The sequence below is a fragment of the Actinophytocola sp. genome (assembly GCF_035634895.1).
In the GTDB taxonomy this organism is placed as follows: domain Bacteria; phylum Actinomycetota; class Actinomycetes; order Mycobacteriales; family Pseudonocardiaceae; genus Actinophytocola.
The window spans coordinates 24,291-46,554 of sequence record NZ_DASQCC010000194.1; the positions used below are offsets into that span (position 1 = coordinate 24,291).

The 22,264-nt window shown below is 70.6% G+C and carries 15 protein-coding genes; all 15 read right to left on the reverse strand.

Going from position 1 to position 22,264, the window contains the following annotated elements; genetic code table 11:
• Positions 1–50: 50 nt before the first annotated feature.
• Positions 51–1,136 (reverse strand): ABC transporter permease, encoded by a 1,086-nt coding sequence (locus tag VET29_RS29435; protein ID WP_324926378.1) that lies wholly within the window; start codon positions 1,134–1,136, stop codon positions 51–53.
• Positions 1,133–2,692, reverse strand: a complete 1,560-nt coding sequence (locus tag VET29_RS29440) for an ABC transporter ATP-binding protein (RefSeq protein WP_324926380.1) — start codon at positions 2,690–2,692, stop codon at positions 1,133–1,135. Before VET29_RS29440 ends, VET29_RS29435 begins: the two co-directional genes overlap by 4 nt.
• A gap of 73 nt (positions 2,693–2,765) precedes the next feature.
• The gene (locus VET29_RS29445) at positions 2,766–3,920 is read right to left on the reverse strand and encodes a BMP family ABC transporter substrate-binding protein (RefSeq protein WP_324926382.1); all 1,155 of its coding nucleotides are present in this window, start codon (positions 3,918–3,920) and stop codon (positions 2,766–2,768) included.
• 438 nt (positions 3,921–4,358) lie between these two features.
• On the reverse strand, positions 4,359–5,531 hold the full coding sequence (locus tag VET29_RS29450; protein WP_324926384.1) for a saccharopine dehydrogenase family protein: 1,173 nt from the start codon (positions 5,529–5,531) through the stop codon (positions 4,359–4,361).
• Positions 5,532–6,086: 555 nt separating this feature from the next.
• Positions 6,087–6,437, reverse strand: a complete 351-nt coding sequence (locus VET29_RS29455) for a hypothetical protein (protein ID WP_324926386.1) — start codon at positions 6,435–6,437, stop codon at positions 6,087–6,089.
• 387 nt (positions 6,438–6,824) lie between these two features.
• Positions 6,825–8,222, reverse strand: a complete 1,398-nt coding sequence (gene xylB / locus VET29_RS29460; RefSeq protein WP_324926388.1) for a xylulokinase — start codon at positions 8,220–8,222, stop codon at positions 6,825–6,827.
• A gap of 63 nt (positions 8,223–8,285) precedes the next feature.
• Complete coding sequence (locus VET29_RS29465; protein ID WP_414636652.1) at positions 8,286–9,164, reverse strand: sugar phosphate isomerase/epimerase family protein; 879 nt, start codon at positions 9,162–9,164, stop codon at positions 8,286–8,288.
• 388 nt (positions 9,165–9,552) lie between these two features.
• Positions 9,553–10,557 carry a sugar phosphate isomerase/epimerase family protein gene (locus VET29_RS29470; protein ID WP_324926390.1) on the reverse strand — a complete coding sequence of 335 codons (1,005 nt, stop codon included), beginning with the start codon at positions 10,555–10,557 and terminating at the stop codon, positions 9,553–9,555.
• Positions 10,554–11,957 carry an alkaline phosphatase family protein gene (locus tag VET29_RS29475; protein WP_324926392.1) on the reverse strand — a complete coding sequence of 468 codons (1,404 nt, stop codon included), beginning with the start codon at positions 11,955–11,957 and terminating at the stop codon, positions 10,554–10,556. The genes VET29_RS29470 and VET29_RS29475 overlap by 4 nt, the downstream gene beginning before the upstream one ends.
• 58 nt (positions 11,958–12,015) lie before the next feature.
• A complete protein-coding gene (gene eboE, locus VET29_RS29480) occupies positions 12,016–13,149 on the reverse strand; it encodes a metabolite traffic protein EboE (protein ID WP_324926394.1) in 1,134 nt (377 codons plus the stop codon).
• On the reverse strand, positions 13,146–14,012 hold the full coding sequence (locus tag VET29_RS29485) for a TatD family hydrolase (RefSeq protein ID WP_324926396.1): 867 nt from the start codon (positions 14,010–14,012) through the stop codon (positions 13,146–13,148). Before VET29_RS29485 ends, eboE begins: the two co-directional genes overlap by 4 nt.
• The gene (locus VET29_RS29490; RefSeq protein WP_324926398.1) at positions 14,009–15,493 is read right to left on the reverse strand and encodes an EboA domain-containing protein; all 1,485 of its coding nucleotides are present in this window, start codon (positions 15,491–15,493) and stop codon (positions 14,009–14,011) included. The genes VET29_RS29485 and VET29_RS29490 overlap by 4 nt, the downstream gene beginning before the upstream one ends.
• Positions 15,490–16,332 carry an SCO3242 family prenyltransferase gene (locus VET29_RS29495; protein WP_324926401.1) on the reverse strand — a complete coding sequence of 281 codons (843 nt, stop codon included), beginning with the start codon at positions 16,330–16,332 and terminating at the stop codon, positions 15,490–15,492. Before VET29_RS29495 ends, VET29_RS29490 begins: the two co-directional genes overlap by 4 nt.
• The gene (locus VET29_RS29500; RefSeq protein WP_324926402.1) at positions 16,329–17,630 is read right to left on the reverse strand and encodes an inositol-3-phosphate synthase; all 1,302 of its coding nucleotides are present in this window, start codon (positions 17,628–17,630) and stop codon (positions 16,329–16,331) included. Before VET29_RS29500 ends, VET29_RS29495 begins: the two co-directional genes overlap by 4 nt.
• An 80-nt stretch (positions 17,631–17,710) precedes the next feature.
• Positions 17,711–22,216: a ThuA domain-containing protein gene (locus VET29_RS29505; protein ID WP_324926479.1), complete on the reverse strand. Its 4,506-nt coding sequence runs from the start codon at positions 22,214–22,216 to the stop codon at positions 17,711–17,713.
• Positions 22,217–22,264 lie beyond the last annotated feature (48 nt).

Sequence of the window (22,264 nt, forward strand, 5' to 3'; positions counted from 1 at the left end):
CAGGGTCCGCCCGGGCCGCTGCTGGTCGTGGTTCGCGCCGCGAGTCCCGCTCACTTGGCCGCCTCCGGTTCGACTGCGGTACCCGTGGCCTGGCCTACGCGACGCTGCTCGGCGGCCAGCTCCATCCGCTTGACGATCTCGTACGCGACAACCACGGACAGCACGATCGCGCCCTGCATGATCGTCGCGATCTCCTTCGGCACGCCCACGTTGTCGAGCGCGCCCTTGGACTTCTCCAGGAACGCCCACAGGAGCGACCCGAACGCGATGCCGACCGGGTGGTTACGCCCGAGCAGCGCGATGCCGATGCCCGCGAACCCGTAGCCGGACGCGAAGTTCAGCGTGTACGCGTGGTCGCGGCCGAGGATCTCCGGCATGCCGACCAGCCCGGCGACCGCACCGGACACCAGCAGCGAGACCACGATCATCTTCTTGGCGTTGACCCCGCCCGCCGCGGCCGCGGTCGGCGACAGCCCGGACGCCTTCAGCTCGAAGCCGAACCGGGTCCGGTTCAACACCACCCCGTACACCGCGGCCGCGACGACCGACAGGAACACCAGGCCGAAGACGGTGCCGCGGTCACCGAGGTCGATGCCGGGCACCTGGCCGGAGGACGGGATCGGCTTCGTGGTGACGTTGTTGCCGACCAGGATGCCGAACTGGTCGCGCCGGATCAGGAACGCGGCGAGCCCGAAGGCGATCGCGTTCATCATGATCGTGGAGAGCACCTCGTGCACCCCGCGCGTGACCTTCAGGATCGCCGGCAGCGTGGCCCACGCCGCGCCGGCGGCCGCCGCAACCAGCAGGATCACCAGCCAGTGCAGCACGGGCGGCAGCACGAGCGCGCCGCCGACGATGGCCGCGACCAGGGCGCCCACCCGGTACTGGCCCTCGATCCCGATGTTCAGCAGGTTCATGTGGAACCCGATGGCGGCGGCCAGTGCGGCCAGCATGTAGATCGCGGTCGAGTTGACGATGTCGACCGCGATCTGGCCCTCGCCGACCTGACCGATCATCGCGCCGAGCGCCTCGCCCGGGTTCGCCCCGGACAGGATCAGCACGATCGCGCACAGCACGGCCGCGAAGACGACCGCGAGGACGGGCGCCAGCAGCGACGAGCGCAGCCGCGACGTCATTGCTCACCTCCAGTGACCAGAAGACCCGACTCGTCCACCTGCGCGGCGCCGGTCATCGCGCTGCCGAGGTCCTCCGGCGTGACCGTCGCCGGATCGGCGTCCGCGACGAACTTCCCACGCAGCATGACCTTGATCGAGTCGGAGAGGCCGATCAGCTCGTCGAGGTCTGCGGACACCAGCAGCACCGCGAGGCCGTTGTGCCGGGCGGCGCGGATGTGGTCCCAGATGGCGGCCTGCGCGCCGACGTCGACGCCGCGGGTCGGGTGCGAGGCGATCAGCAGCTTCGGCTCGCCGGACAGCTCCCGGCCGATCACGAGCTTCTGCTGGTTGCCGCCGGACAGCGAGGCCGCCGCGACCTCGATGCCGGGGGTGCGGACGTCGAACTGCTCGACGATCCGCTGGGTGTCCCTGCGTGCGCCCGCGATGTCGATGAACGCGCCACGCGCGGTCGGGCGCCTGGTCTGGTAGCCGAGGATCCGGTTCGCCCACAGCGGCTCGGTGAGCAGCAGACCGTGGCGGGTGCGGTCCTCGGGGATGTAGCCGATGCCGGCCTCGCGGCGGGCCAGCGTGCCGGCCCTCGTCAGGTTCTGGCCGTCGAGCGTGACCTTGCCGGCGGCCGCCCGGCGGATGCCCATGATCGTCTCGACCAGCTCGGTCTGGCCGTTGCCCTCGACGCCCGCGATGCCGAGCACCTCACCGGAGTGGACGGTCAGGTCCAGCGCGTCGAGCAGCCGCCGGCCGTCGGGCGTCTCCAGGACTAGGCCCTCGACCTGCAGGACCACCTTGTCGGTGACCGTCGACTCGCGGGTCTCGGGGCTCGGCAGCTCGGAGCCGACCATCATCTCGGCGAGCTGCCGGGTGGTGACCGTCCTCGGGTCGACCGTGCCGACCGTGGTGCCGCGGCGGATCACGGTGATCGAGTCCGCGATGGCGCGGACCTCGTCGAGCTTGTGGGAGATGAACAGGAAGGTGTAGCCGTCCGCGCGCATGGTGCGCAGCGTGTTGAACAGCTCGTCGACCTCCTGCGGGACGAGCACGGCGGTCGGCTCGTCGAGGATGATGATCTTCGCGCCCCGGTAGAGGACCTTGAGGATCTCCACCCGCTGCCGGTCGGCGACGCCGAGGCGTTCGACCAGCGTGTCGGGGTCGAGGTCGAGGCCGACCGACCCCGTCAGGCCACGGATCCGGTTCCTGGCCTTCTTGCCGATGCCGTGGAGACCCTCGGCGCCGAGCACCACGTTCTCGAGCACGGTCAGGTTGTCGGCGAGCATGAAGTGCTGGTGGACCATGCCGATGCCGGCCTTGATCGCGTCCGACGGGGATCTGAAGCTGACCCGCTCGCCGTTCACCTCGATGTCGCCCTCGTCCGGGGACTGCATCCCGTAGAGGATCTTCATCAGGGTGGACTTGCCCGCGCCGTTCTCGCCGCACAGGGCGTGCACCTCGCCGGTGCGGACCGTCAGGTGCACGTCGCTGTTGGCGACGACGCCGGGGAACCGCTTGGTGATCCCGGTCAGGACCACCGCGGCCTCGGTATCGACCTCGGTGTCGGTCATTTGGGACTTCCTTCACAGGAAAGACCCGTGGGTGCGTGGCTGAGCCACACACCCACGGGCATCACACCTGGTGTCAGCTGCTCGGCGTGGTGTCGACCTTGATCTTGCCGTCGATGATCTGCTGCTTGTACGCCTCGACCCAGCCCTTGGTCTCGTCGTCGATCTTGCCGCCGGAGGTGGCGTAGCCGACGCCGTCCACCTTCAGGTCGAAGACCTGCGGCAGGGTGGAGAGGTCCTTCGACGCGACCGCGGAGATGTAGTCGAACACCGCGACGTCGACCCGCTTGAGCATGGACGTCAGGATGATGTCCTTGTCCGCGGCGACCGTCTTCTGGTTGTACTGGTCGGAGTCGACGCCGATGGCCAGCACGTTGGCGTCCTTGGCGGCGGCGAACACACCCTTACCGGAGGCGCCCGCGGCGTGGTAGACGACGTCCGCGCCCTGGTCGATCAGGCCCTTCGCGGCGACCTGGCCCTTGGGCGGGTCGGCGAAGCCGGTCAGGTCGCCCGCCTCGGTGATGTACTTCGAGACGATCTTGGCCTTCGGCGCGACGGCCTTCACACCCTGCTCGAAGCCGGCCTGGAACTTCTGGATCAGCGGCACGTTGACGCCGCCGACGAAGCCGATGGTGCAGGACTTGCTCTTCAGCGCGGCGATGACGCCGACGAGGAAGGAGCCCTCCTGCTCGGCGAAGCCCAGCCAGGTGATGTTCTTCGGCGCGTTCTCGGCGAAGCCGTCGACCACCGCGAAGTGGATGTTCGGGAACTCGGCCGCGACCTTGACCGTGGCGTCGGTGTACCCGAAGCCGATGGCGACCACCGGGTCGTCACCGCCCTGCGCCAGCTGACGCAGACGGGTGAGCTTCGAGTCCTCGCTCTCCTGGTCGGTGGCGGCGAGCTCCTTGGTGTTCTCCTTCTTGACGCCGATGTCCGAGATGGCCTTGTCCAGGCCGGCAGCGGCGGAGTCGTTGAACGACGCGTCGCCACGGCCGCCGATGTCGTAGGCCATCCCGACCTTCAGGGCACTACCGTCCACCTTGGTGCCGCTCGCGGACGACGACGTCTGTCCGGACGCCGCCGCCGGCTTGTCCACGGTCTTGCAACCCGCGGCACCGCTGTCGCCACCCGAAGAGTTGTTCGAGGATCCCGAGTCCTTCGCACAACCAACCACGGACAGCACGCTGGTCAGCGCGATCGCGGTGACCGCGACTCCCCGCTTGAAGCGCAAGGCTTTCTCCCTCCGCGTTCATTCTCAGGCGCCCGGCCACGCGCCGAACGCCCAACCAATGGCGAGACCGTACTCTGCGCTCGGCGAAGTGCTACCGCCGCGTAGTGGCGCGTGACCCAATCGTTCCTTGGGCGGACCGGTGTTGGCACTCAACGTGATCGAACACGTGCGTTGTGGTCAATTGTGACGGCCTTGTTTCCTGCTTCGCGCGGCGAGCGGAGGTCCTCCTGAGTAGACGCTTCCGCTGTCCGCCGGTGGCGGCGGCGGCCTCGTCGTCGCAGCTCAGCCGGCCCATTACCACGGCACCCCGACAACCGGCGGACTCGTCCGGGCACGTCCGGGGCACTTGTCCACAGCCCGACCAGTTGTCCACATTTCGCCGCCGCCGCCAGCCGCACCGCGCCCATCCCAGGCACGATCAACCCATGCACAACGCCGCTACTCCACCACCCGAAACGTCAGCCCGGCCCGCCCGAGCCGGTCGACCAGCCGACTCCCCATGGCGACGGCGGGCGTCACCTGCCCAGCCGTCTTCGGCAGATCGTCGAAGGCGAGGCACAACGCCGACTCGCCGAGCATCTTGGCCGTCTCGCCATACCCGGGGTCACCCCCGGACACCTCCGTGACCACCCGCCGGCCACCCCCTTCACCGACGAACCGCACCCGGAACCAGGCCTTGTCGCGCCGCTCCGCGGTGGGGCCATCCCCTGCCGCCATGCGTCCGAGCAGCCAGTTCCGCGTGAACGGCACCTGCGCGAGCACAACGGCCGCCCCGACGGCGCCGGCGATCCCGGCCGCCGCGGGCAGCTTCCTGACCGCGAGGTAGTGCCCGTAGGTGAAGGCCGGCCCGTACCGGTCGAGCGCGCGCGCCGACCGCAACACCACCTGCGGATCGATCGTGGGCGCGGGCAACAACCACGCGCCGACGGCCTCCTCGAACCGCGGCCGCCCCTTGACGCCCTTCACCGAGCGTCCGTCCGGCCGTGGCTCGGCTCGCCGCCGCCGCTTGGCGACCGCGCTCATCTCCCGCAACCGGGAGAAGGCGTTGATCGCGGAGTGGTAGGTGCCGGCCGAGAAGGCCCCGGAGAGGGACAGGTACCCCTCGACGGCCAGCGGGACGTCCTCGGGCAACTGCTGGACCGTGAACAGGACCCCAAGGTCATGAGGAACGGAGTCGAACCCGGCCGCATGCACGATCCGCGCCCTGCTGGCCACCGCGACGTCGTGGTACGCGAGGTACATCCGATCGACGAACTCGGGCTCACCGCTGAGGTCGAGGTAGTCGGTCCCCGTCTCCGCACACACGGCGACCAGCGGTTCGCCGTGATGGAGATAGGGCCCGACGGTGGTGGCGATCACCCGTGCCCGCGAAGCGACGGCACGCAGGGAGTCGCGGTCGGTCACGTCCGCGATGAGGAGGTCCAGATCAGCACACGACGGGTTGATCTCGGCAAGCCGCTCCCGCACCGCCAGCAGCTTCTCCCGGGACCGCCCGGCGAGCGCCCACCGGCAGGCGTTGGGCGCGTGCTCGGCCAGGTACTCGGCTGTGAGCTGCCCGGTGAAGCCGGTGGCCCCGAAGAGCACGACGTCGAACTCCCGCCCCACTGACATGCGCGAACACCTTTCTCACGACCAGGGCTTTCCCACGACCAGGGCCTACTCGCCAGTAACCACTCTACCCACCACGACTCGAAGGACCGGTAGACATTGGACTCGAAGTTCAACGCGCCCAAAACCAGGGCCACCACACAGTTCAACCCACCCGAAGCCAGGTCCGACGACGACCTCGGCACCCAAACGGACCCAACCGAAACGACGCCCAACCACCTCGGCGACCAGGTGCCTGGCGTGCCCGGCGTGCCCGGCGTGCCCGGAATCCTGTGCCCACAACCCGAACACCGAACGCGGGGCCAACCACGTCGCCGGCCATGTTCGCCAGCCACATAGCCGGCCCACGTTCGCCAGCTCCGTCGTGAGCACGTCACCGGCCAGGTCGCCGGCCCCGCATGACAGAGACCGACGGAGCCACTTCCGGCGGGCTCGCGGCGTGAGGGCACGTTCACGACATCCGCGTCCCGAACCGCCTTTCGGGGCACGGCCCGAACAGCACCTACGGTCTTCACCGACCCCGGCGCCGCACGGTCCCGTCAGTGCCGGTCCATCTCGTTAGGTCCAGAAGACCGCGATGCCCACGTTCACGACGACCAACCCCACCAACGAAGGAGGCAACCACTTCGGCGCGGGCACCTTGCGGATCACGTACACGAGGGCCAACGCGCCGATCACCAGCAGGACCAACGTCTTGATGCCGAGCTTCGCACCGTTGTAGTGCTGGTCCGTGGCCGGGGCCAGCAGCTGTAGCGCGAGACCCGTGATCAGCTGCAGGGCCGCGATGTGCAGCCATCCCTGGTTCAGCGGCGCGTCGGCCGGCGCGCGGCGCTGGACCAGGAACATGCCCACCAGCAGCGCCATGCCGAGCAGGTGCAGGAACACCAGAAGGAGGCGAACGAACTCCACGAGAACGAACTCCCTTGCGTCGGGCAGGCCGGGATCAGCCCGTTGGTGCGACCAGTTCTAGCAGGGCCTGACACCCCAACTCATCCGGCACCCGGTGCTCAACCGGCACCCGGTGCCAGGGCAAGGCCGCTCCGGCGGCGGTCGACGCCCGCAGGACGGTCGGGCCGTCCGAGGTCGAGCTGCGGCTGCCCGGCTGGCTGCCCGGCGCCACCCTCACGCAGGCCGACCTAGAACGGGATGCTGCACGCCGACCTCGACCGGATCACCGCGTTCACACCGGTCCGGCAAGTCGCATGCCCAAGCTCATGCCGGGCGGTCGAGGATCTTGTCCCGAGCCTCCGCGTAGCGCTCACGGAGTCCGAGGTCAGATCGGTCGCATGCCCAAGCTCATGCCGGACGGTCGAGGATCTTGTCCCGAGCCTCCGCGTAGCGCCCACGGAGTCCCGGGGTCGCGTCGCCCGACACGCGCTGCATGGCGCCGAGGCGCCAGTTCGGTGGGGAGTCGCCACCCGCGAGGGTCCATGCCGCCTGGCGGGCCGCGCCGTCGGCGACGTACTCGCCCGGCTCCGGCACCAGGACCGGGCGGCCGAGCACGGTCGGGGCGATGCGGCGGACAGCGGCGGACCGGGCGCCACCACCGACGAGCAGCACGCGGTCGGTGCGGACTCCTTGTGCCACAAGGGCGTCCAGGGCGTCGGCCAGGCCGCACAGCATGCCCTCGACGGCGGCGCGGGCCTGGTGGGCCGGGGTCGCGTTCGCGAGGCGGAGGCCGTGCAGGGCACCGGTCGCGGCCGGGAGGTTCGGGGTGCGCTCGCCCTCCAGGTACGGGACGAGCGTCAGGCCGTCGGCGCCGGGTGGGGCGGACAGCGCGAGCTCCGCGAACTGCTCGTGGTCGACCCCGAGCATGCGTGCGACCGCGTCCAGCACGCGGGCGGCGTTCAGGGTGCACACCAGCGGGAGGAACCTGCCGGTGGCGTCGGCGAAGCCGGCGACCAGGCCGCCGGCGTCGGCGCTCGGCTTGTCGGCGACGGCGAACGCGGTGCCGGACGTGCCGATCGACACCACGACGTCGCCCGGCTCGGCGCCGACGCCCAGGGCGGCGGCCATGTTGTCGCCCGTGCCGGCGCCGAGCAGGGCGCCTGCCGGGGTTCGGCCGGAGTCGTCGGACGGGCCGAGCACCCTGGGCAGCCGCGGGGTGGCGCCGAGCGCCAGCTCGAGAAGATCGATGCGGTAGGTGCTGGTCGCGGCGGAGAAGTACGCCGTGCCGGAGGCGTCGCCGCGGTCGGTGGTCAGGCGGTCCAGGGAGCCGCCGGACAGGCGCCACGTGAGGTAGTCGTGGGGCAGGCACACGGCTGCCGTGCGGGCGACCGACTCCGGCTCGTGGTCGCGCAGCCAGCGCAGCTTGGCGACGGTCATCGACGCGACCGGGACCACGCCGACCGCGTCGGCCCAGGCCGCGCCGCCGCCCAGCTCGTCGACGAGGTCGGCGGCGGCCTGTGCGGAACGGGTGTCGTTCCACAGCAGCGCGGGCCGGACGACCTCGCCGTCCTCGGTGAGGCACACCATGCCGTGCTGCTGCCCGGCGACCGCCACGGCCGCGACGTCGTCGATGCCGCCGGCCTGGTCGACGGCCGACCGCAGCGCGGTCCACCAGGCGACCGGGTCCACCTCCGTCCCGTCCGGGTGTGGCGCGGATCCGCTGCGCACGAGGGCGCCGGACTCGGCGTCACGCACAACCACCTTGCAGGACTGGGTCGACGAGTCGACCCCGGCCACCAGCGGCATGGTCAACACCTCCGAGATCGAGTGTAGGGCGCGGCCGGGGCGGTACGACCGCGCCCAGGTCCGCTAGAACCGCAGGTTGGCGAGATAGTTGTAACCGGTCGCGGCGAACTTCAGCGGGTCCACCGGCTCGTCGTTCTCGATGATGTACTCCTCGACCTCGAGCTGGTGGTTGGCGCGGAAGATCCGCCGGAAGTCGATGGTTCCCTCACCCGGGTCGGCGAAGCCGCCGTCCGGGTTGCGGTCCTTGACGTGGTACTGCTTGACCCGGCCGGCGATCCGGTGGAACTCCGTCACCGGATCGGCACCGCCCGTGACCACCCAGAACAGGTCCATCTCGAAGTCGACGTTGCGGCGGGTGGTCCGACCCGTGAGCACGTCGTAGGGCCGCACCCCGCCGATGGCCAGGAACTCCTGGTTGTGGTTGTGGTAGCCGAACTTGATCCCGGCCTGCCGGTAGACCTTGCCGGCCGCCTCCAGCCGGTCGGCGAACGCCTCCCACTCGGCGATCGTCGCGAAGTTGGCGTAGGGATGGTTGCTCCGCCGGTTGCCGAGCACCTTGGCGTCGGCGATGGCCTGGTTGAGATCGGTCCCGTCGATGCCGACGTGGGTGGAGGTCGCCTTCAGGTGCCGTCGGTCGAGGAGCTTCCGGAACTCCGTGGCGGTGCGGCCGTAGGTTCCGGCCAGCTCGACCTTGCGGAACCCGATGTCGGCGAGCGCGTCGAGCGTGCCCTCCAGATCGGTCTCGAGGATGGACCGCAGGCTGTAGAGCTGAATGCTGATCTTGTCCCGAGGCACCCGGAAGCACCCGTGCCCACCGCCGTGCCCGGCCCCCTCCGCGGACGCGACCGCGGGCAACGCGCCGGCAGCACCGACCGCGAGCGCCGCACCGGCGGCACCGCGAAGCATCGACCTTCTGGAAATAGCCACGACAAATCCCTCCATTGGGTTTGAGAGTGGAGCAGGGTTGCGGATCGGTCACCGGGCGGAGCGGGATCGAAATCGATTCGGAAAGATCAACGGGCTGGCGAGCCAGGCTGGACGGGAACGAACTCTGGACGGGAACGAGCTCTGGACGCGGACCACGACGGAGGCGCGTGTTCGGGACGCCGCCGATGCCCCGAAGAACAGGTCCCGAGAAGGGCCTCCAGGGCATCGTGGATGTCGTGCACGTGCCTGACACGGCCTGCCCGTTCACCCACGGAACCCACACCGCCGACCCCCTGGCGGGGCTCGCCGGGCGTGGGACCCCCCTTGGCGCCGAACTCGGCATGTCGCTCGTCCTGGGCCGGGGGTGGGCGGGCTCCGCGGGTGAGCCCGCCCACCGGCGGGGTCAGTCCTTTGTGGAGAAGGCCGCGTCGAAGGCCGCGTCTGGCTTGTCGAACAGGCGGGACCTGATGAAGCCGACCGCCTCCTCGGCGCCGCGCAGGCGGTCCATGCCGGCGTCCTCCCACTCCACGGAGATCGGGCCGTCGTAGCCGATCGCGTTCAGCGCGCGGAACGACTCCTCCCACGGCACGTCACCATGGCCCGTGGACACGAAGTCCCAGCCGCGGCGGGGGTCGGCCCAGGCCAGGTGGGAGCCCATGCGGCCGTTGCGGCCGTCGAACCTCTTCTTCGCGTCCTTGCAGTCCACGTGGTAGATGCGGTCCGCGAAGTCGAGGATGAAGCCCACCGGGTCCAGGTCCTGCCACACGAAGTGTGACGGGTCCCAGTTCAGGCCGAACGCCTCGCGGTTGTCCACCGCCGCCAGTGTTCGCTTGGTGGTCCAGTAGTCGTATGCGATCTCCGACGGGTGGACCTCGTGCGCGAAGCGGACGCCGACCTCGTCGAACACGTCCAGGATCGGGTTCCAGCGGGCCGCGAAGTCGGCGTAGCCGTCGTCGATGACGTCCTGGCCGACGGGCGGGAACATGGCCACGTACTTCCAGATCTTCGACCCGGTGAAGCCCACCACCGTGTTCACGCCGAGCTTCGCCGCGGCGCGGGCGGTGTCGGCCATCTCGGCCGCGGCCCGCTGGCGGACGCCCTCGGGGTCACCGTCGCCCCAGATGCGGGACGGGAGGATGTCCTGGTGGCGCTGGTCGATCGGGTCGTCGCAGACCGCCTGGCCGACCAGGTGGTTGGAGATCGTCCACACCTTCAGGCCGTGCGAGGCCAGCTGGTCCAGCTTGTTCTGGACGTAGTCGTCCTCGGCCAGGGCCCGGTCCACCTCGAAGTGGTCACCCCAGCAAGCGATCTCCAGCCCGTCGTAGCCCCACTGCGCGGCCAGCTTGCACACCTCCTCGAACGGGAGGTCGGCCCACTGGCCGGTGAACAACGTGACTGGTCGACTCATCGTCGAGCTCCTTCCGAGACTCCCTGCAACTGCAGCAGAAGATTGCGTACATCAGTGGCGGCCAACGCGCCGGCGGGTTCCCCGTCCGGAACCGAGCACACGATCACCGGGCCGTCCGCCGGGTCCGCCGGCAGCCGCCCGTGTGAACCCCGCACGTACGTCGGGTCCAGTGGCACCACCTGCATTGCATACCGCAGGCCCGCCTTCTTGCGCACCAGGTTCAGCCCCGCCTTCGCCTTCGCGAGCTTGTCGGCCGGGTTGAAGAACAGCTCGGCCGGGTCGTAGCCGGGCTTGCGGTGGATCTCCACGCCGCGGGCGAAGTCGGGGGCCCGGTCGTCGTCGAGCCAGTAGTAGTACGTGAACCACGCGTCCGGGTCCGCGACCACCACCAGCTCGCCGGAGCGGGCGTGGTCCAGGCCGTAACGGGCCTGGGCGGCGCGGTCCAGCACCTCGTCCACCCCCGACAGCTCGCTCAGCAGCGCCGTGACGCGCGGGATGTCCGACTCGTCCGCGACGTACACGTGCGCCACCTGGTGGTCGGCCACCGCGAACGCCCTGGACACCCACGGGTCCAGGTACTCCATCCCGTCCTGCGTGTACACCTCGAGCAGGCCCTCGCGGCGCAGCAGCCGGTTGATGTCCACCGGACGACGCACCGACGTGATGCCGTACTCCGACAGCGCGACCACCCGCGCGCCCGCGTTGCGGGCGTCGTCCAGCAGCGGCTTCAGCGCCGCGTCCACCTCGCGGGCGGCACGCGCGGCCTCGGGCGCGTCCGGGCCGAAGCGCTGCAGGTCGTAGTCCAGGTGCGGGACGTAGGCCAGCAGCAGGTCGGGGTGCTGCTCACGCAGGATCTTGCGGGACGCGCCGATGATCCACTCGCTCGACGCCAGCGACGCCGTCGGGCCCCAGTACTGGAACAGCGGGAAGTCGCCCAGCGCGCCGACCAGGTCGTCGTGCAGGGCCGGTGGGCGGATGTACGCGTCGGGTGACTTGCGGCCGTCGGCGTGGTAGATCGGCCGCGGCGTCACCGTGATGTCCGTGGTCGCGCCCATCGCGTACCACCAGCACACGTTCGCCGTCTGGAAGTCCGGGTTCGCCGCGCGGGCGGTCTCCCACAGCTTCTCGCCCTGGACCAGCCGGTTGTGCTGGCGCCACAGGAAGACCTCGCCCAGCTCCCGGAAGTACCAGCCGTTGCCGACGATCCCGTGCTCGTTCGGCATCCTGCCCGTCAGGAACGTCGACTGCACACTGCACGTCACGGCCGGCAGCACCGTGCCGAGGCCGGCCTGCCAGCCCTCCCGCGCGAGCGCGGAGATGTTCGGCATGTGCCGCAACAGCTTCGGTGTCATGCCGACCACGTCGAGCACCAACAGTGGCGACTCGGTCACCGCGCTCATCCGCGGGGACCTCCTTCCGTCGGTCCGGCGGCGGTTTCCTCGCCCCGCTCCAGCGGTGTCATCGAACTCCTCCAAGCTCGAACAGGTTGGCCGCGGCCCAGCGGAGCTCCGCGGCGATGCCCCTGATCAGTGCCGTGTCGCCGCCGTTGCCGGCGGTTTCCGGCAGGACGCTCCACGTGTAGGTCTCTACCTCAACGTGCGGCATGTTGTCCACAGTGGATCTCAAGGTCTCGATCGCGGTGCGCAGCACGTCGGTCGTCGCCGACAGCGGCGCGGCCGGGCGGGCGTGCAGCGGCACGTGGAAGTGCACGCGCCACGGACTGGCGCCCGGCAGCTCTTCGTGTGCCTGGGGCAGGTCGTCGGCCGCGAGCACGGTGCCGGTCGGCGTCAGCTCCCGCACCTGGTGCAGGTACCGCGGCTCGGTGAAGTCGGCGAGCGCGAGCCGTGCCGCCTCGCCGGCCGGGTCCTCGACCTGCAGGGCCGCGGACGCCTGCACCTTCACGACCTCCAGCCCCGCCGCGTAGATCGACGCGACCGTCGCGACCGGATCGGCGTAGGACACCGCGAGGTGGCAGGTGTCCAGGCACACCCCGATGTACCGCGGGTCGACGCGCGGCGCCAGCCACGCCACCGCGTCGGCGACCGTGTCCAGCACGCAGCCCGGTTCCGGCTCGACCGCCAGCCGGATGGGACGGCCGGTGGCGGTGGCCATCCCATCCAGCACCCCGGTCAGCTCCGTGAGTGCGGCGGTCGCGGCGACGTCGTCGGCCTCGGACCACGGTGTGCGCCAGGCGAGCGGCAACGTCGAGATCGAGCCGTAGGTGGCCGAGTCCGGCAGCAGGTCGCCGAGCACCAGCGCGCAGTCGGCGGTGTACCGGAGCCGGATGCGGTCCGTCCACTCGGGACGGTAGACCGAGTGTTTGACGACCTCGTCGTGGAAACCGCCGTACGGGAAGGCGTTGAGTGTGTAGACCTCTAGCCCGCGGGCGTCCAGCTCGGCCCGCAGTTTCGCGCGCAGCCGCGGGGACGCGGCCAGCTCGTGCGCCAGCACGGCCGGCAGCCACAGCCCGAGGCCGAGCACGTCCACGCCGACCAGCCTGCGCACCGGCTCGGCGTAGCGGTCGAGCTGCGCCAGCACCCCCGGCAGGTCCTCCGCCGGGTGCACGTTGGTGCAGTAGGAAAGCGGGCTCATGTGTTCCCGCCGCCACGCAGTACCGAGTTGCCCGCGAACGTCTCCGCCGACGCCGCGAAGCCGGGCAGCTCGTCGAGCACCAGCCGGTCGCTCTGCCCGTAGAACGCCACGGGATTCTGCCACAACACCTTGTCCACATCGGACTCGCCGAAGCCGGCGTCGAGCATCGCGAGGCCGGTCCGGTAGGTCTTCAGCGGGTCCGAGCGACCCCAGTCGGCGGCGGAGTTCACGATCATCCGGTCCGTGCCGTACCGCTGGAGGATCGCGACCATCCGCTGCTCGTCCATCTTCGTGTCCGGGTAGATGGAGAAACCCATCCAGCAGCCGGACTCCGCGACCACGCCGACGGTCGGCTCGTTGAGGTGGTCGACAATCACACGGCCCGGGTCGATGCCCGACTCCTTGACCACGTCGAGCGTCCGCCGGGTGCCGGCGAGCTTGTCGCGGTGCGGGGTGTGGACGAGTGCCGGTAACTCGTGGGAGATCGCGAGCTGCAACTGGCGTGCGAAGACCTCGTCCTCCTCCGGCGTCATCGAGTCGTAGCCGACCTCGCCGACCGCGACCACACCGTCCTTCGCGAGGTAGCGCGGCAGCACGTCGAGCACCTCGCGGCAGCGGGGATCGTTGGCCTCCTTGGGGTTCAGCGCGATCGTGCAGTGGTGGCGGATGCCGAACTGCGCGGCGCGGAACCGTTCCCAGCCGATCAGCGAGTCGAAGTAGTCGGTGAACGAGGCGACGCTCGTGCGTGGCTGCCCGAGCCAGAAGGCCGGCTCGACCAGCGCGCGGACCCCGGCGGCGAACATGGCCTCGTAGTCGTCGGTGGTCCGCGAGGACATGTGGATGTGCGGGTCGAAGATCCTCATGCCCTGGCCTCCAGCAGTGTGACGGCGTCCGCCGGCACCGTGCGGCCGGCGGCCCTGCGTTCCTCGGCGTAGTCGCCGACCATCCGCAGCAGCTCCGCGTCGGCCCGTTCGTCCACATCGGACACCGCGGCGAGCGGAACGCCGACGAACAGGCACTTCAGCACGCCGTGCCGCCAGTTGTGGTCGTCGAGGTGACGGCCGGCGAACTCACCCATCGCGGCCGCGACGAGCCGGATGTCGTTGGTACGCAACGCGTCCTTGACCAGCTCGAGCCCGGCGGGCACTGAGGTGAGCACCGTGAGACCACGCAGCACGCCGCGGCGCTCCGCGTCGTCGCCGTACCGGTAGAGCTTGGAGAGCTCCTCGGCCAGCGGCTCCGGCTCGAGCACCTCGGCGAGCACGGACAGCAGGCGCATGCGGGCGAGGTCGTCGACGGTGCCGTGGACGAGGCCCTGGGGATCGGTCTCCGGCCGCAGCGGCTCACGGCCGACCTTGCGGCCGACGGCGGGGAACAACGACGCGATAGACGCCGGATCGCGGCGCACCTTCTGCTCGGCCTCGACCAGCCAGGGATGGTCCACGTCACTCACCCATTCCGAGTCGGATGCCGGTTCGGCACGCACGACCGGCTCGGTCGCCACGTGCTCACGAGCCACGCACGCGCCGCGCAACGCCGCGAACGCGCGCGAGGCCACCACCGGCGCCGCGTGGCTGTGCCGTGGCAGTTCAACCGCCGCGACGCCGGTGTAGCCGACCTCGCTCAACGCCGCGAGGGTGGCGGGCAGATCGAGCTCGCCCTCGCCGAACTCAAGATGCTCGTGCACCCCGGTGCGCATGTCGTCGAGCTGGACGTTCACGAGGAGGTCGGCGGCCCGCCGGATACACGTGGCGGCGTCGACCGGCTCGACGGCGACGCAGTGGCCGACGTCGAGCGTGATGCCGAAAAGCCTTGGTGCGCCGAGCTCCTCACGCAGGCGCAGCGCGTCGGACAGGTGCTGGACGAACATGCCCGGCTCGGGTTCGAGCCCCAGGGGGACGCCGCGGACCTCCGCCTCGTCGAGCACCAGTGCGATGCCGTCGAGCATCCGCCGCCACGCGACCGAGTCGTCCACATCGGACGGTTTGATGCCGGACCAGAACGACACGCAGTCCGCGCCGAGGCCCTCGGCGACGCGGAGGGCGCGGTTGAGGAAGTCGACGCGGCGGTCCGGTGAGTCGCAGACCAGCGTCGGGTAGTGCTTGCGGATCGGGTCGAGCAGGTACCTGGCGCCGGTCTCGACGACACTGCGCAGGCCGAGGCGGTCGAGCAGCCCCGCGACGTGGTCGACCCGTTTCGGCAGGTCGTCGGCGTACGGGTCGAGGTGGTCGTGGTCGAGCGTGAGCGCGACGGCCGTGTAGCCGAGGTCGGCGATGACGCGGAGGGCGTCGTCGAGGCGGTGGTTGGCGAAGCCGTTGGTGCCGTAGCCGAGGTGGAAGGTCATGTGGGGCTCACCTTCCTGGCGAGCGCCTTCGCGACGGGCAGCGCGGCGGCGACCGCGAACGCCCCGAGCAGGGAGCCGCGGCGGGCGGCGAGGGCGGCCTGGAGCGGGACCATGCCGTGGATGCCGGCCATGGTGGCCACGCGGACCCGCGTGGCGGACGGGTCCTGCGCGGCGTCGTACTGGGCCCGGCCGACCGTGTTCGCGTAGACGCCGGTGAAGGCGAGCGCGCCGAGGCGGTCCCGCCAGGTGCGTGCGCCGGTGGCGGCAGCGAGCGCGGTGATGCCGGTGCCGGCGAGCGCGGCGTTCGCGGTCTTCGTGGTCGCGCCGTGCACCTCGCCCCGGGACAGGGCGGTGACGCCGTACGTGTGGCCACCGACGGCGATGGCGGTGCGGACCGCCTGCCTGCCGGCGCCGCCCATGAGAACGTCGAGCGTGCGGCAGGCGGCCATGGCGGCCGGCCCGGCGGCGGTGTTCTTGAGGACGGTGTCGTAGGCCCATACGGCAGCCGCGAGCGGCAGCGCGATCCTGAGGGTGTCGCGGCCGCCGGCGGCGCGGGCCAGGCCCAGGCCCGCGGCGGTGAGCCCGCCGGCGACCGCGAGCGCTTGCTCGGGGCTGATCCGCCCCGAGGGGATGGGCCGTTCGGGGCGCTCGACGGCGTCGAGCGCGCGATCGGCCCAGTCGTTGAGCGCCATTCCGGCCCAGTAGAAGGAAACGGACGAAAGGGGAAGGAGGAGTCGCCTGCCGCGCAAGGGATTGCCCGCCGCCGCGGCCCCGGCGACAGTGTCGCCGAGGACCGTGAGCGCGGCGGGCGCGCGAACAAGCTGAAGATATGCCTTCACGGCGAGACCTGATCGGGATCGGCTTCCTCGCGCGCGTTACCCAACCCCCACCCGATCCCGGGGGCGTCCCGCCTTGCCATTCTATCGGTGGTGGGGGGTGGCGGGGGGTTGTTACCGGTCGGTTGTGGATTACTCGTCGGTTGTGGATTGATCAGCGCCCGCGCCCAACTGGAGAGCATCTCCGTCTGTTGGGCGAAGCGGTGCTCGTCGGTGGCCACCGGGTCCTTGAAGAAGAACGCCAGGGACGCCAGTGGGCCGGACTGGCCGGCCGCGTGTGCGGCGGACACCAGGCGCGTCAGGTCCAGGATCAGCGGCGCCGCCAGGGACGAGTCCAGGCCCGTCCATGTGAACTGCAGGTTCATCCTGGCGCCGAGGAAGCCCTCGAACGAGACGTGGTCCCAGGCCGTCTTCTGCTCGCCGAGGTCGGGGACGTTGTCGATGTGCAGTGGCGCCGTCACGCCCTCGCCGAGCAGGGCGGCCAGGCCGCGGGCCTTGGACTCGAGCTTGCCGCGGGCCTGGTCCGGGTCGCCGAGGTTGGCGCCGTCGCCGCCGCCAAGGAGGTTCGTGCCGGCCCAGGAGCGGACTCGCAGCGCGCGGGACGTGAACATCGGGGCCAGGACCGTGCGCAGCAGCGTCTCGCCCGTCTTGCCGTCCGAGCCCGCGTACGGCACGCCCTGGGCGATCGCCAGCTCGTGCAGTGCCGGCAGGCGCACCCCCGGCGACGGGGTGAAGTCGACGAACGCGCAGCCCGCGCTGAACGCGGCGTAGGCCATCAGCGAGCTGGGCGGCAGGACGGCCCTGGCCGGATCGGACAGCGCTTCTTCGAGCAGGGCCAGGGACTCGTGTTCTGGCACGGACGGGACCGGCGGCTCGGTGGAGGACACGTTGACCACCACCACGCGGTCCAGGCCGTGCGCGGCACGGAACGCCATGAGGTCGCCCATCAGGCGTTCGACGGCGGAGGACTGGCACCCGGAGTGGCTGGCCGGGTGGTAGCCGTCGCGGATGTGGGCGTCGACCGCGCGCAGGCCGCCCGCCACCGCGGACAGGACTCGGTGCGGCACCAGGCCCGCCCCGGCCAGCTGCTCGGCCCGCTTTTCCAGTGGGGTATGGACGATGTCATGCCCGCCGACGACGATCTCGTCCCATGTGGACAGTGGCACGCCCGCGAACTCGGGCCGCTCCGTCACGCAGCCGATCGGCTCGACCAGCTTCGCCCGTAACGCCAGTAAGCCAACCACTGCCGTGGTGGCCACGGAGCCCCTTGCTCCGATCAGCCACAAACCCGTTCCCGACATCAGTCCTCCTCCAGGGTGATCCCGGTGGGCCGGCAGCCGCTCCGCTGCGTCGCCGACCCACCGGGTGCCGCAACCCCCAGTTAACGGGCGCTCACCGAAAGGGGCAATACCGCAACCCCGTTGATCGAGTCGATGACCGCGCCCGCGTCACGCTCCAGGACCGTCCGCACATCCGCGTCGCCGACGAGGGTCTCGTCGATGGCGAGGGTGACGAAAGTGCCGAGGAACCGCACCGCCTTCTCGTCGTCGCCGCTCGCCTCGGCCTTGCGGGCCTTGGTGAGCAGCTGGTTCAACTGTTTGTACGCCGACGCCGACAACCGGTTGGTCGCGCGGAACCGGGTCAGCAGCTGACCGAGGTCCCGCATCGACGTCGTGGTGGCGAACGTGAGCGACTGGCTCGTCACGTTCCCCGCCGTGTCGGTCGCGCTCACCGCGAACCCGTGCGTGCCCAGGGGCAGCTGGTACAGCGCGAGCGCACGGCCCGAGGTGACCGACTCGCCGTCGAGCGCGCCGAAGACCGACGCGACACCGGAGGTGGCGTCCTCCGCGTGCCACGACAGGACCACGTCGGTCGCGTCACCGTAGATCTGGCCGTCCGCGACGCCGGCCACCATGAGCGTCGGCCTGGTGCCGTCGATCTTGATGGTCGCCGCCTTCAACGCCTCGGAGTTGCCGGCGTTGTCGATCGCGTGGTACTGCAGCGTGTGCTCGCCGTCGCCGGTCACGCTCACCGGGCCGGTGTAGCGAGCCCACTGTCCACCGTCCACTTTGTACTCGATGAACTGAACGCCCAACCCCTCGTCGGTGGCGGTCAGCGACACCGGGACGGTGCCCGGGTGCCAGCCGCCCGACGCAGGCGGGTCGAACGTGGCGGTCGTGACCGGCGCGGTCTCGTCCGCCAGCTCCTTGATCTGGACGTCGCGGAACCACACGTCGTCACCGTCGCCGTGGTTCTGGAGGCCGACGAACCCCTGTGTGAGGTCGCGGGCCGGGTCGTTGCTGACGAACGAGTTGATCAGCGACCCGTTCAGGTAGACCTTGATGGTCTGCCCGAGCACCACGATCTCGTAGGAGTTCCACTGCCCCGGCGGCTTCAGCGCGGCGTCCCGTGCCGGGAGGTCGGCCGACTGGAACGAGTAGATCGAACCCGTCGTCTTCTCCGGCGCGTCGGTCGCGTCGATCTGGATCTCGTAACCATGGTCGACCGCGACCCACGGGTCGTCGCCGGTCGCCGGGTAGCCGACGAAGACACCGGAGTTGTCGTCACCGGCGAGCTTCCAGTCCAGCTTCAGGCTGTAGGCGTTGAACTCGTCCTTGTACGACAGCAGGCCGAGGCCGCCGAAGGTCCGGAGAGTGCAGTCGTCCTGCAGCTCGACGCTGCCCGGGCCGGAGTGCGTCCAGTTCGCCAGGCTCGCCGCGGTGCCGTCGAACAGGGCGGTGTAGCCCGCCTCCGGCGTGAACGGCCGGCACTGGGCCGGATCGCCGCCGCCCACCACGCCGGGACCCTCGACCTGGATGTCGTCCACGTCGAACAGTCCGCCACCGTTCCCGTTGAACACCAGGTAGAGCGGGCCGGTGCCGCCCGGGTCGGTGACCGGGGCGGGCGCGAGGTCCACGTAGTTGTCCGGGCTGCCGGTCGGCGGCACGTTCACGGTCTGCACCACCGGGCCGTCCACCGCGTTCTTGTGCACGGTGATCGTGCCGCCCGGACCGCCGGCGCTGACGCGATAACCGATCGCGTCGACCCCGGTCAGGTTCACCGGGTCGAACTTGATCCAGTCGCCCGGGTCGATGTAGCCGACGCGCTTGCCGCCGCTCGCACCGTCCGCGTTGACGATCTGGATGCCGTTCTGCTCGGTGAAGAACTCGGCCTGCTTCAGCTTGGGCTGCAGCACCGCCTCGTCCTGGCCGAGCAGCGGCGGGGCACCGGTGGCGCCGGTGTCGGTGTAGCTCGCGTGGATGACACCGAACACGTTGGCGCTCGCGCCGTGGCCCTCGTCGGCCGGCGTCGGGATCGTGCCCTCGCACCCCGTCGCCCGCGACAGCGGGTGGCCGTGGTTGTCGTGGCCGAGGATGTACTCCACGGTCACCTTCGAGCAGTCGATCGTGCCGTCCTCGGGGTCGGACACGGTCACCTTGAACGGCACCGCGTCACCGAAGCCGAAGAACCCACCGTCGACCGGGGTGTCCAGCCGCACCGTCGGGGCGGTGTTGCCGGCCGTGACGACGACGCTCGCCGCGCCGGTCAGCCCGGTCGGGTCGGTCACCGAGAGCTTCGCCGAGAACTGGCCCGGCTCGGCGTAGGTGTGCGAGACCGGGCCCTCCTCGGTGGAGTCCGTGGTGCCGTCGCCGTCGAAGTCCCACGCGTAGGACAGGTCACCGCCGTCCTCGTCCGCGGTGCCGGCCGGGTCGAAGTTCACCGTCAGCGGCGCTGGGCCGGACGTCCTGTCCGCCTTCAGCGACACCTGCGGCGTCCGGTTGCCCTTGGTGTAGTCGATCCGGTACAGGGCGGAGTCCGCGGCGCCACCGAAGTAGCCGCTGCCGTAGTCGAGCACGTACAGCGAGCCGTCCGGGCCGAACTCGATGTTCATCGGCCTGGTCAGCGTCATCGAGTCGAAGAACGGCTCGATCGCGCCGCGCTCACCGTTCGGGCCGACCTCGATCGTGTGGATCCAGCCGCGGTCCCACTCGTAGGCGAAGGTCTTCCCGTCGTAGAACTCGGGGAACTTCGTCGTCGACTGGAGGTTCGGGTCGAAGTGGTACACCGGGCCACCCATCGGCGACTCGCCGCCGGTGCCGAACTCCGGTACCGAACCGCCGTCGTACGGGATCCACGCGGCGATCGCCGGCGGCAGGTCGACGAGGCCGGTGTTGTTGGGGCTCTCGTTCTTCGGCGCCGCACAGGAGAACGCCTGGCCCGACTGGCCGGTGGCGAAGTCGTAGTCGATGAACGGCTGGTTGGCGCCGACGCAGTACGGCCAACCGTAGTTGCCGGGTCCCTTGAGCAGGTCGAACTCGACGGTGCCGCCCGGACCGCGGGCCGGGTCGGCCGCACCGGCGTCCGGACCGTAGTTGCCGAGGTAGATCCATCCGGTCGTCCTGTCGACCGCCATCCGGAACGGGTTCCGGAAGCCCATCGCGTAGATCTCCGGGCGCGTCTTCTCGGTGCCCGGCGCAAACAGGTTGCCCTCGGGGATGGTGTAGCCGCCGTCCGCGCCCACGGTGATCCGCAGGACCTTGCCGCGCAGGTCGTTGGTGTTGCCCGAGGTGCGCTGGGCGTCGAACGCCGGGTTGCGGTCGGCCCGCTCGTCGATCGGCGTGTAGCCGTCCGACTCGAACGGGTCGGTGTCGTCACCGGTGGACATCAGCAGGTTGCCGGCGCCGTCGAAGTCGATCTCGCCGCCGACGTGGCAGCAGCGGCCGCGGTCGGTGTTCACCTGCATGATCCGCTGCTCGCTGGCGAGGTCGACCGTGCCGCCGCCGTTGCCGTCGTCGACGAACTTGAACCGGGACAGCTGGTTGTAGCCGTGGAACGGTGCGAAGTCCGCCGCCGTGCCGCCGGCCGGCGCGTCGCCGGGCGGCGTGTCGAGCGGTGGCGCGTAGTAGAAGTAGACCCAGTGGTTCTCGGCGAAGTTCGGGTCGATCGCGACGCCCTGCAGGCCGTCCTCGTCGTGGCTGTAGACGGGGATCTGGCCGGCGAGGCTGGTCGTGGCCTCCGCAGTGGTCAGCCAGATGCGGCCGTCACGCGAGGTGTGGATGACCCGGCGGTCCGGCAGCACGGCCAGCGCCATCGGCTCGCCGGTGACCTCCTCGCCCCTGGCCAGGGTGATCTGGTCGAAGTCCGCGTCGGTCGGCGGCTCGTCCGGGTTCGTCGACGCCGGCGAGCAGTCGCCCTGCGCGAGCCCGGCCGCGTACTCGATGCCGCCGGTCAGCTGGGCCAGGAAGTTCGGCTCCGTGTAGGACTGCTTGGTGTGGCCGAGGCCCGTGTACCAGGACCGGCCCTGCTCCTGGGTGTGACACCAGGTGATCGGGTGGTCGCCCATGGCGTCGCCGCCGGGGCCGTAGCTGGTCTCGTCCAGCTGTGCCAGCACCTTCACGTTGGCGCGCGGGTTGGTCCGGTAGTTGTACCACTCGTCCGTGCGCGTCCACCGGTCCGGCAGGTTCGCCGTGGACGGGTGGGTGTGGTCGACCACGTCGACCGTGGCCTGCTGGATCGCCGGGTGCGACTTGAACCACGCACCGACGAGCTGGCCGTAGAAGGGCCAGTCGTACTCGGTGTCGGCCGCCGCGTGGACGCCCGCGTACCCGCCGCCCGAGTCGATGTAGTTCTCGAAGGCGGTCTGCTGGTCCGCGTCGAGGACGTCACCGGTCGTGGACAGGAACACCACCGCGGCGAACCGGGACAGGTTGGCGGGCGTGAAGGCGGCCGCGTCCTCGGTCGCCTCGACGTGGAAGCCGTTCTGCTCCCCGATGGCCTGGATGGCGGCGATGCCGTCCGGAATGGAGTCGTGCCGGAAGCCGGCGGTCTTGGAGAACACCAGGACGGTGGTGTCGTGTCGCACGGACACCGGCTCCGCCGACGCCATGCCGGCCCCGGTGAGCAGTGCGAGCGCCGCGACGGCGACACGGGCAGC

Coding starts and splice junctions, on each gene's coding strand:
- VET29_RS29500 (WP_324926402.1), bottom strand. CDS start 17,630: ATGTCGGGAACGGGTTTGTGGCTGATCGGAGCAAGGGGCTCCGTGGCC.
- VET29_RS29450 (WP_324926384.1), bottom strand. CDS start 5,531: ATGTCAGTGGGGCGGGAGTTCGACGTCGTGCTCTTCGGGGCCACCGGC.
- eboE (WP_324926394.1), bottom strand. CDS start 13,149: ATGAGCCCGCTTTCCTACTGCACCAACGTGCACCCGGCGGAGGACCTG.
- VET29_RS29475 (WP_324926392.1), bottom strand. CDS start 11,957: ATGAGCGCGGTGACCGAGTCGCCACTGTTGGTGCTCGACGTGGTCGGC.
- VET29_RS29490 (WP_324926398.1), bottom strand. CDS start 15,493: ATGACCTTCCACCTCGGCTACGGCACCAACGGCTTCGCCAACCACCGC.
- VET29_RS29470 (WP_324926390.1), bottom strand. CDS start 10,557: ATGAGTCGACCAGTCACGTTGTTCACCGGCCAGTGGGCCGACCTCCCG.
- VET29_RS29505 (WP_324926479.1), bottom strand. CDS start 22,216: ATGGCGTCGGCGGAGCCGGTGTCCGTGCGACACGACACCACCGTCCTG.
- VET29_RS29465 (WP_414636652.1), bottom strand. CDS start 9,164: ATGGAGGGATTTGTCGTGGCTATTTCCAGAAGGTCGATGCTTCGCGGT.
- VET29_RS29440 (WP_324926380.1), bottom strand. CDS start 2,692: ATGACCGACACCGAGGTCGATACCGAGGCCGCGGTGGTCCTGACCGGG.
- VET29_RS29485 (WP_324926396.1), bottom strand. CDS start 14,012: ATGAGGATCTTCGACCCGCACATCCACATGTCCTCGCGGACCACCGAC.
- VET29_RS29435 (WP_324926378.1), bottom strand. CDS start 1,136: ATGACGTCGCGGCTGCGCTCGTCGCTGCTGGCGCCCGTCCTCGCGGTC.
- xylB (WP_324926388.1), bottom strand. CDS start 8,222: ATGCCGCTGGTGGCCGGGGTCGACTCGTCGACCCAGTCCTGCAAGGTG.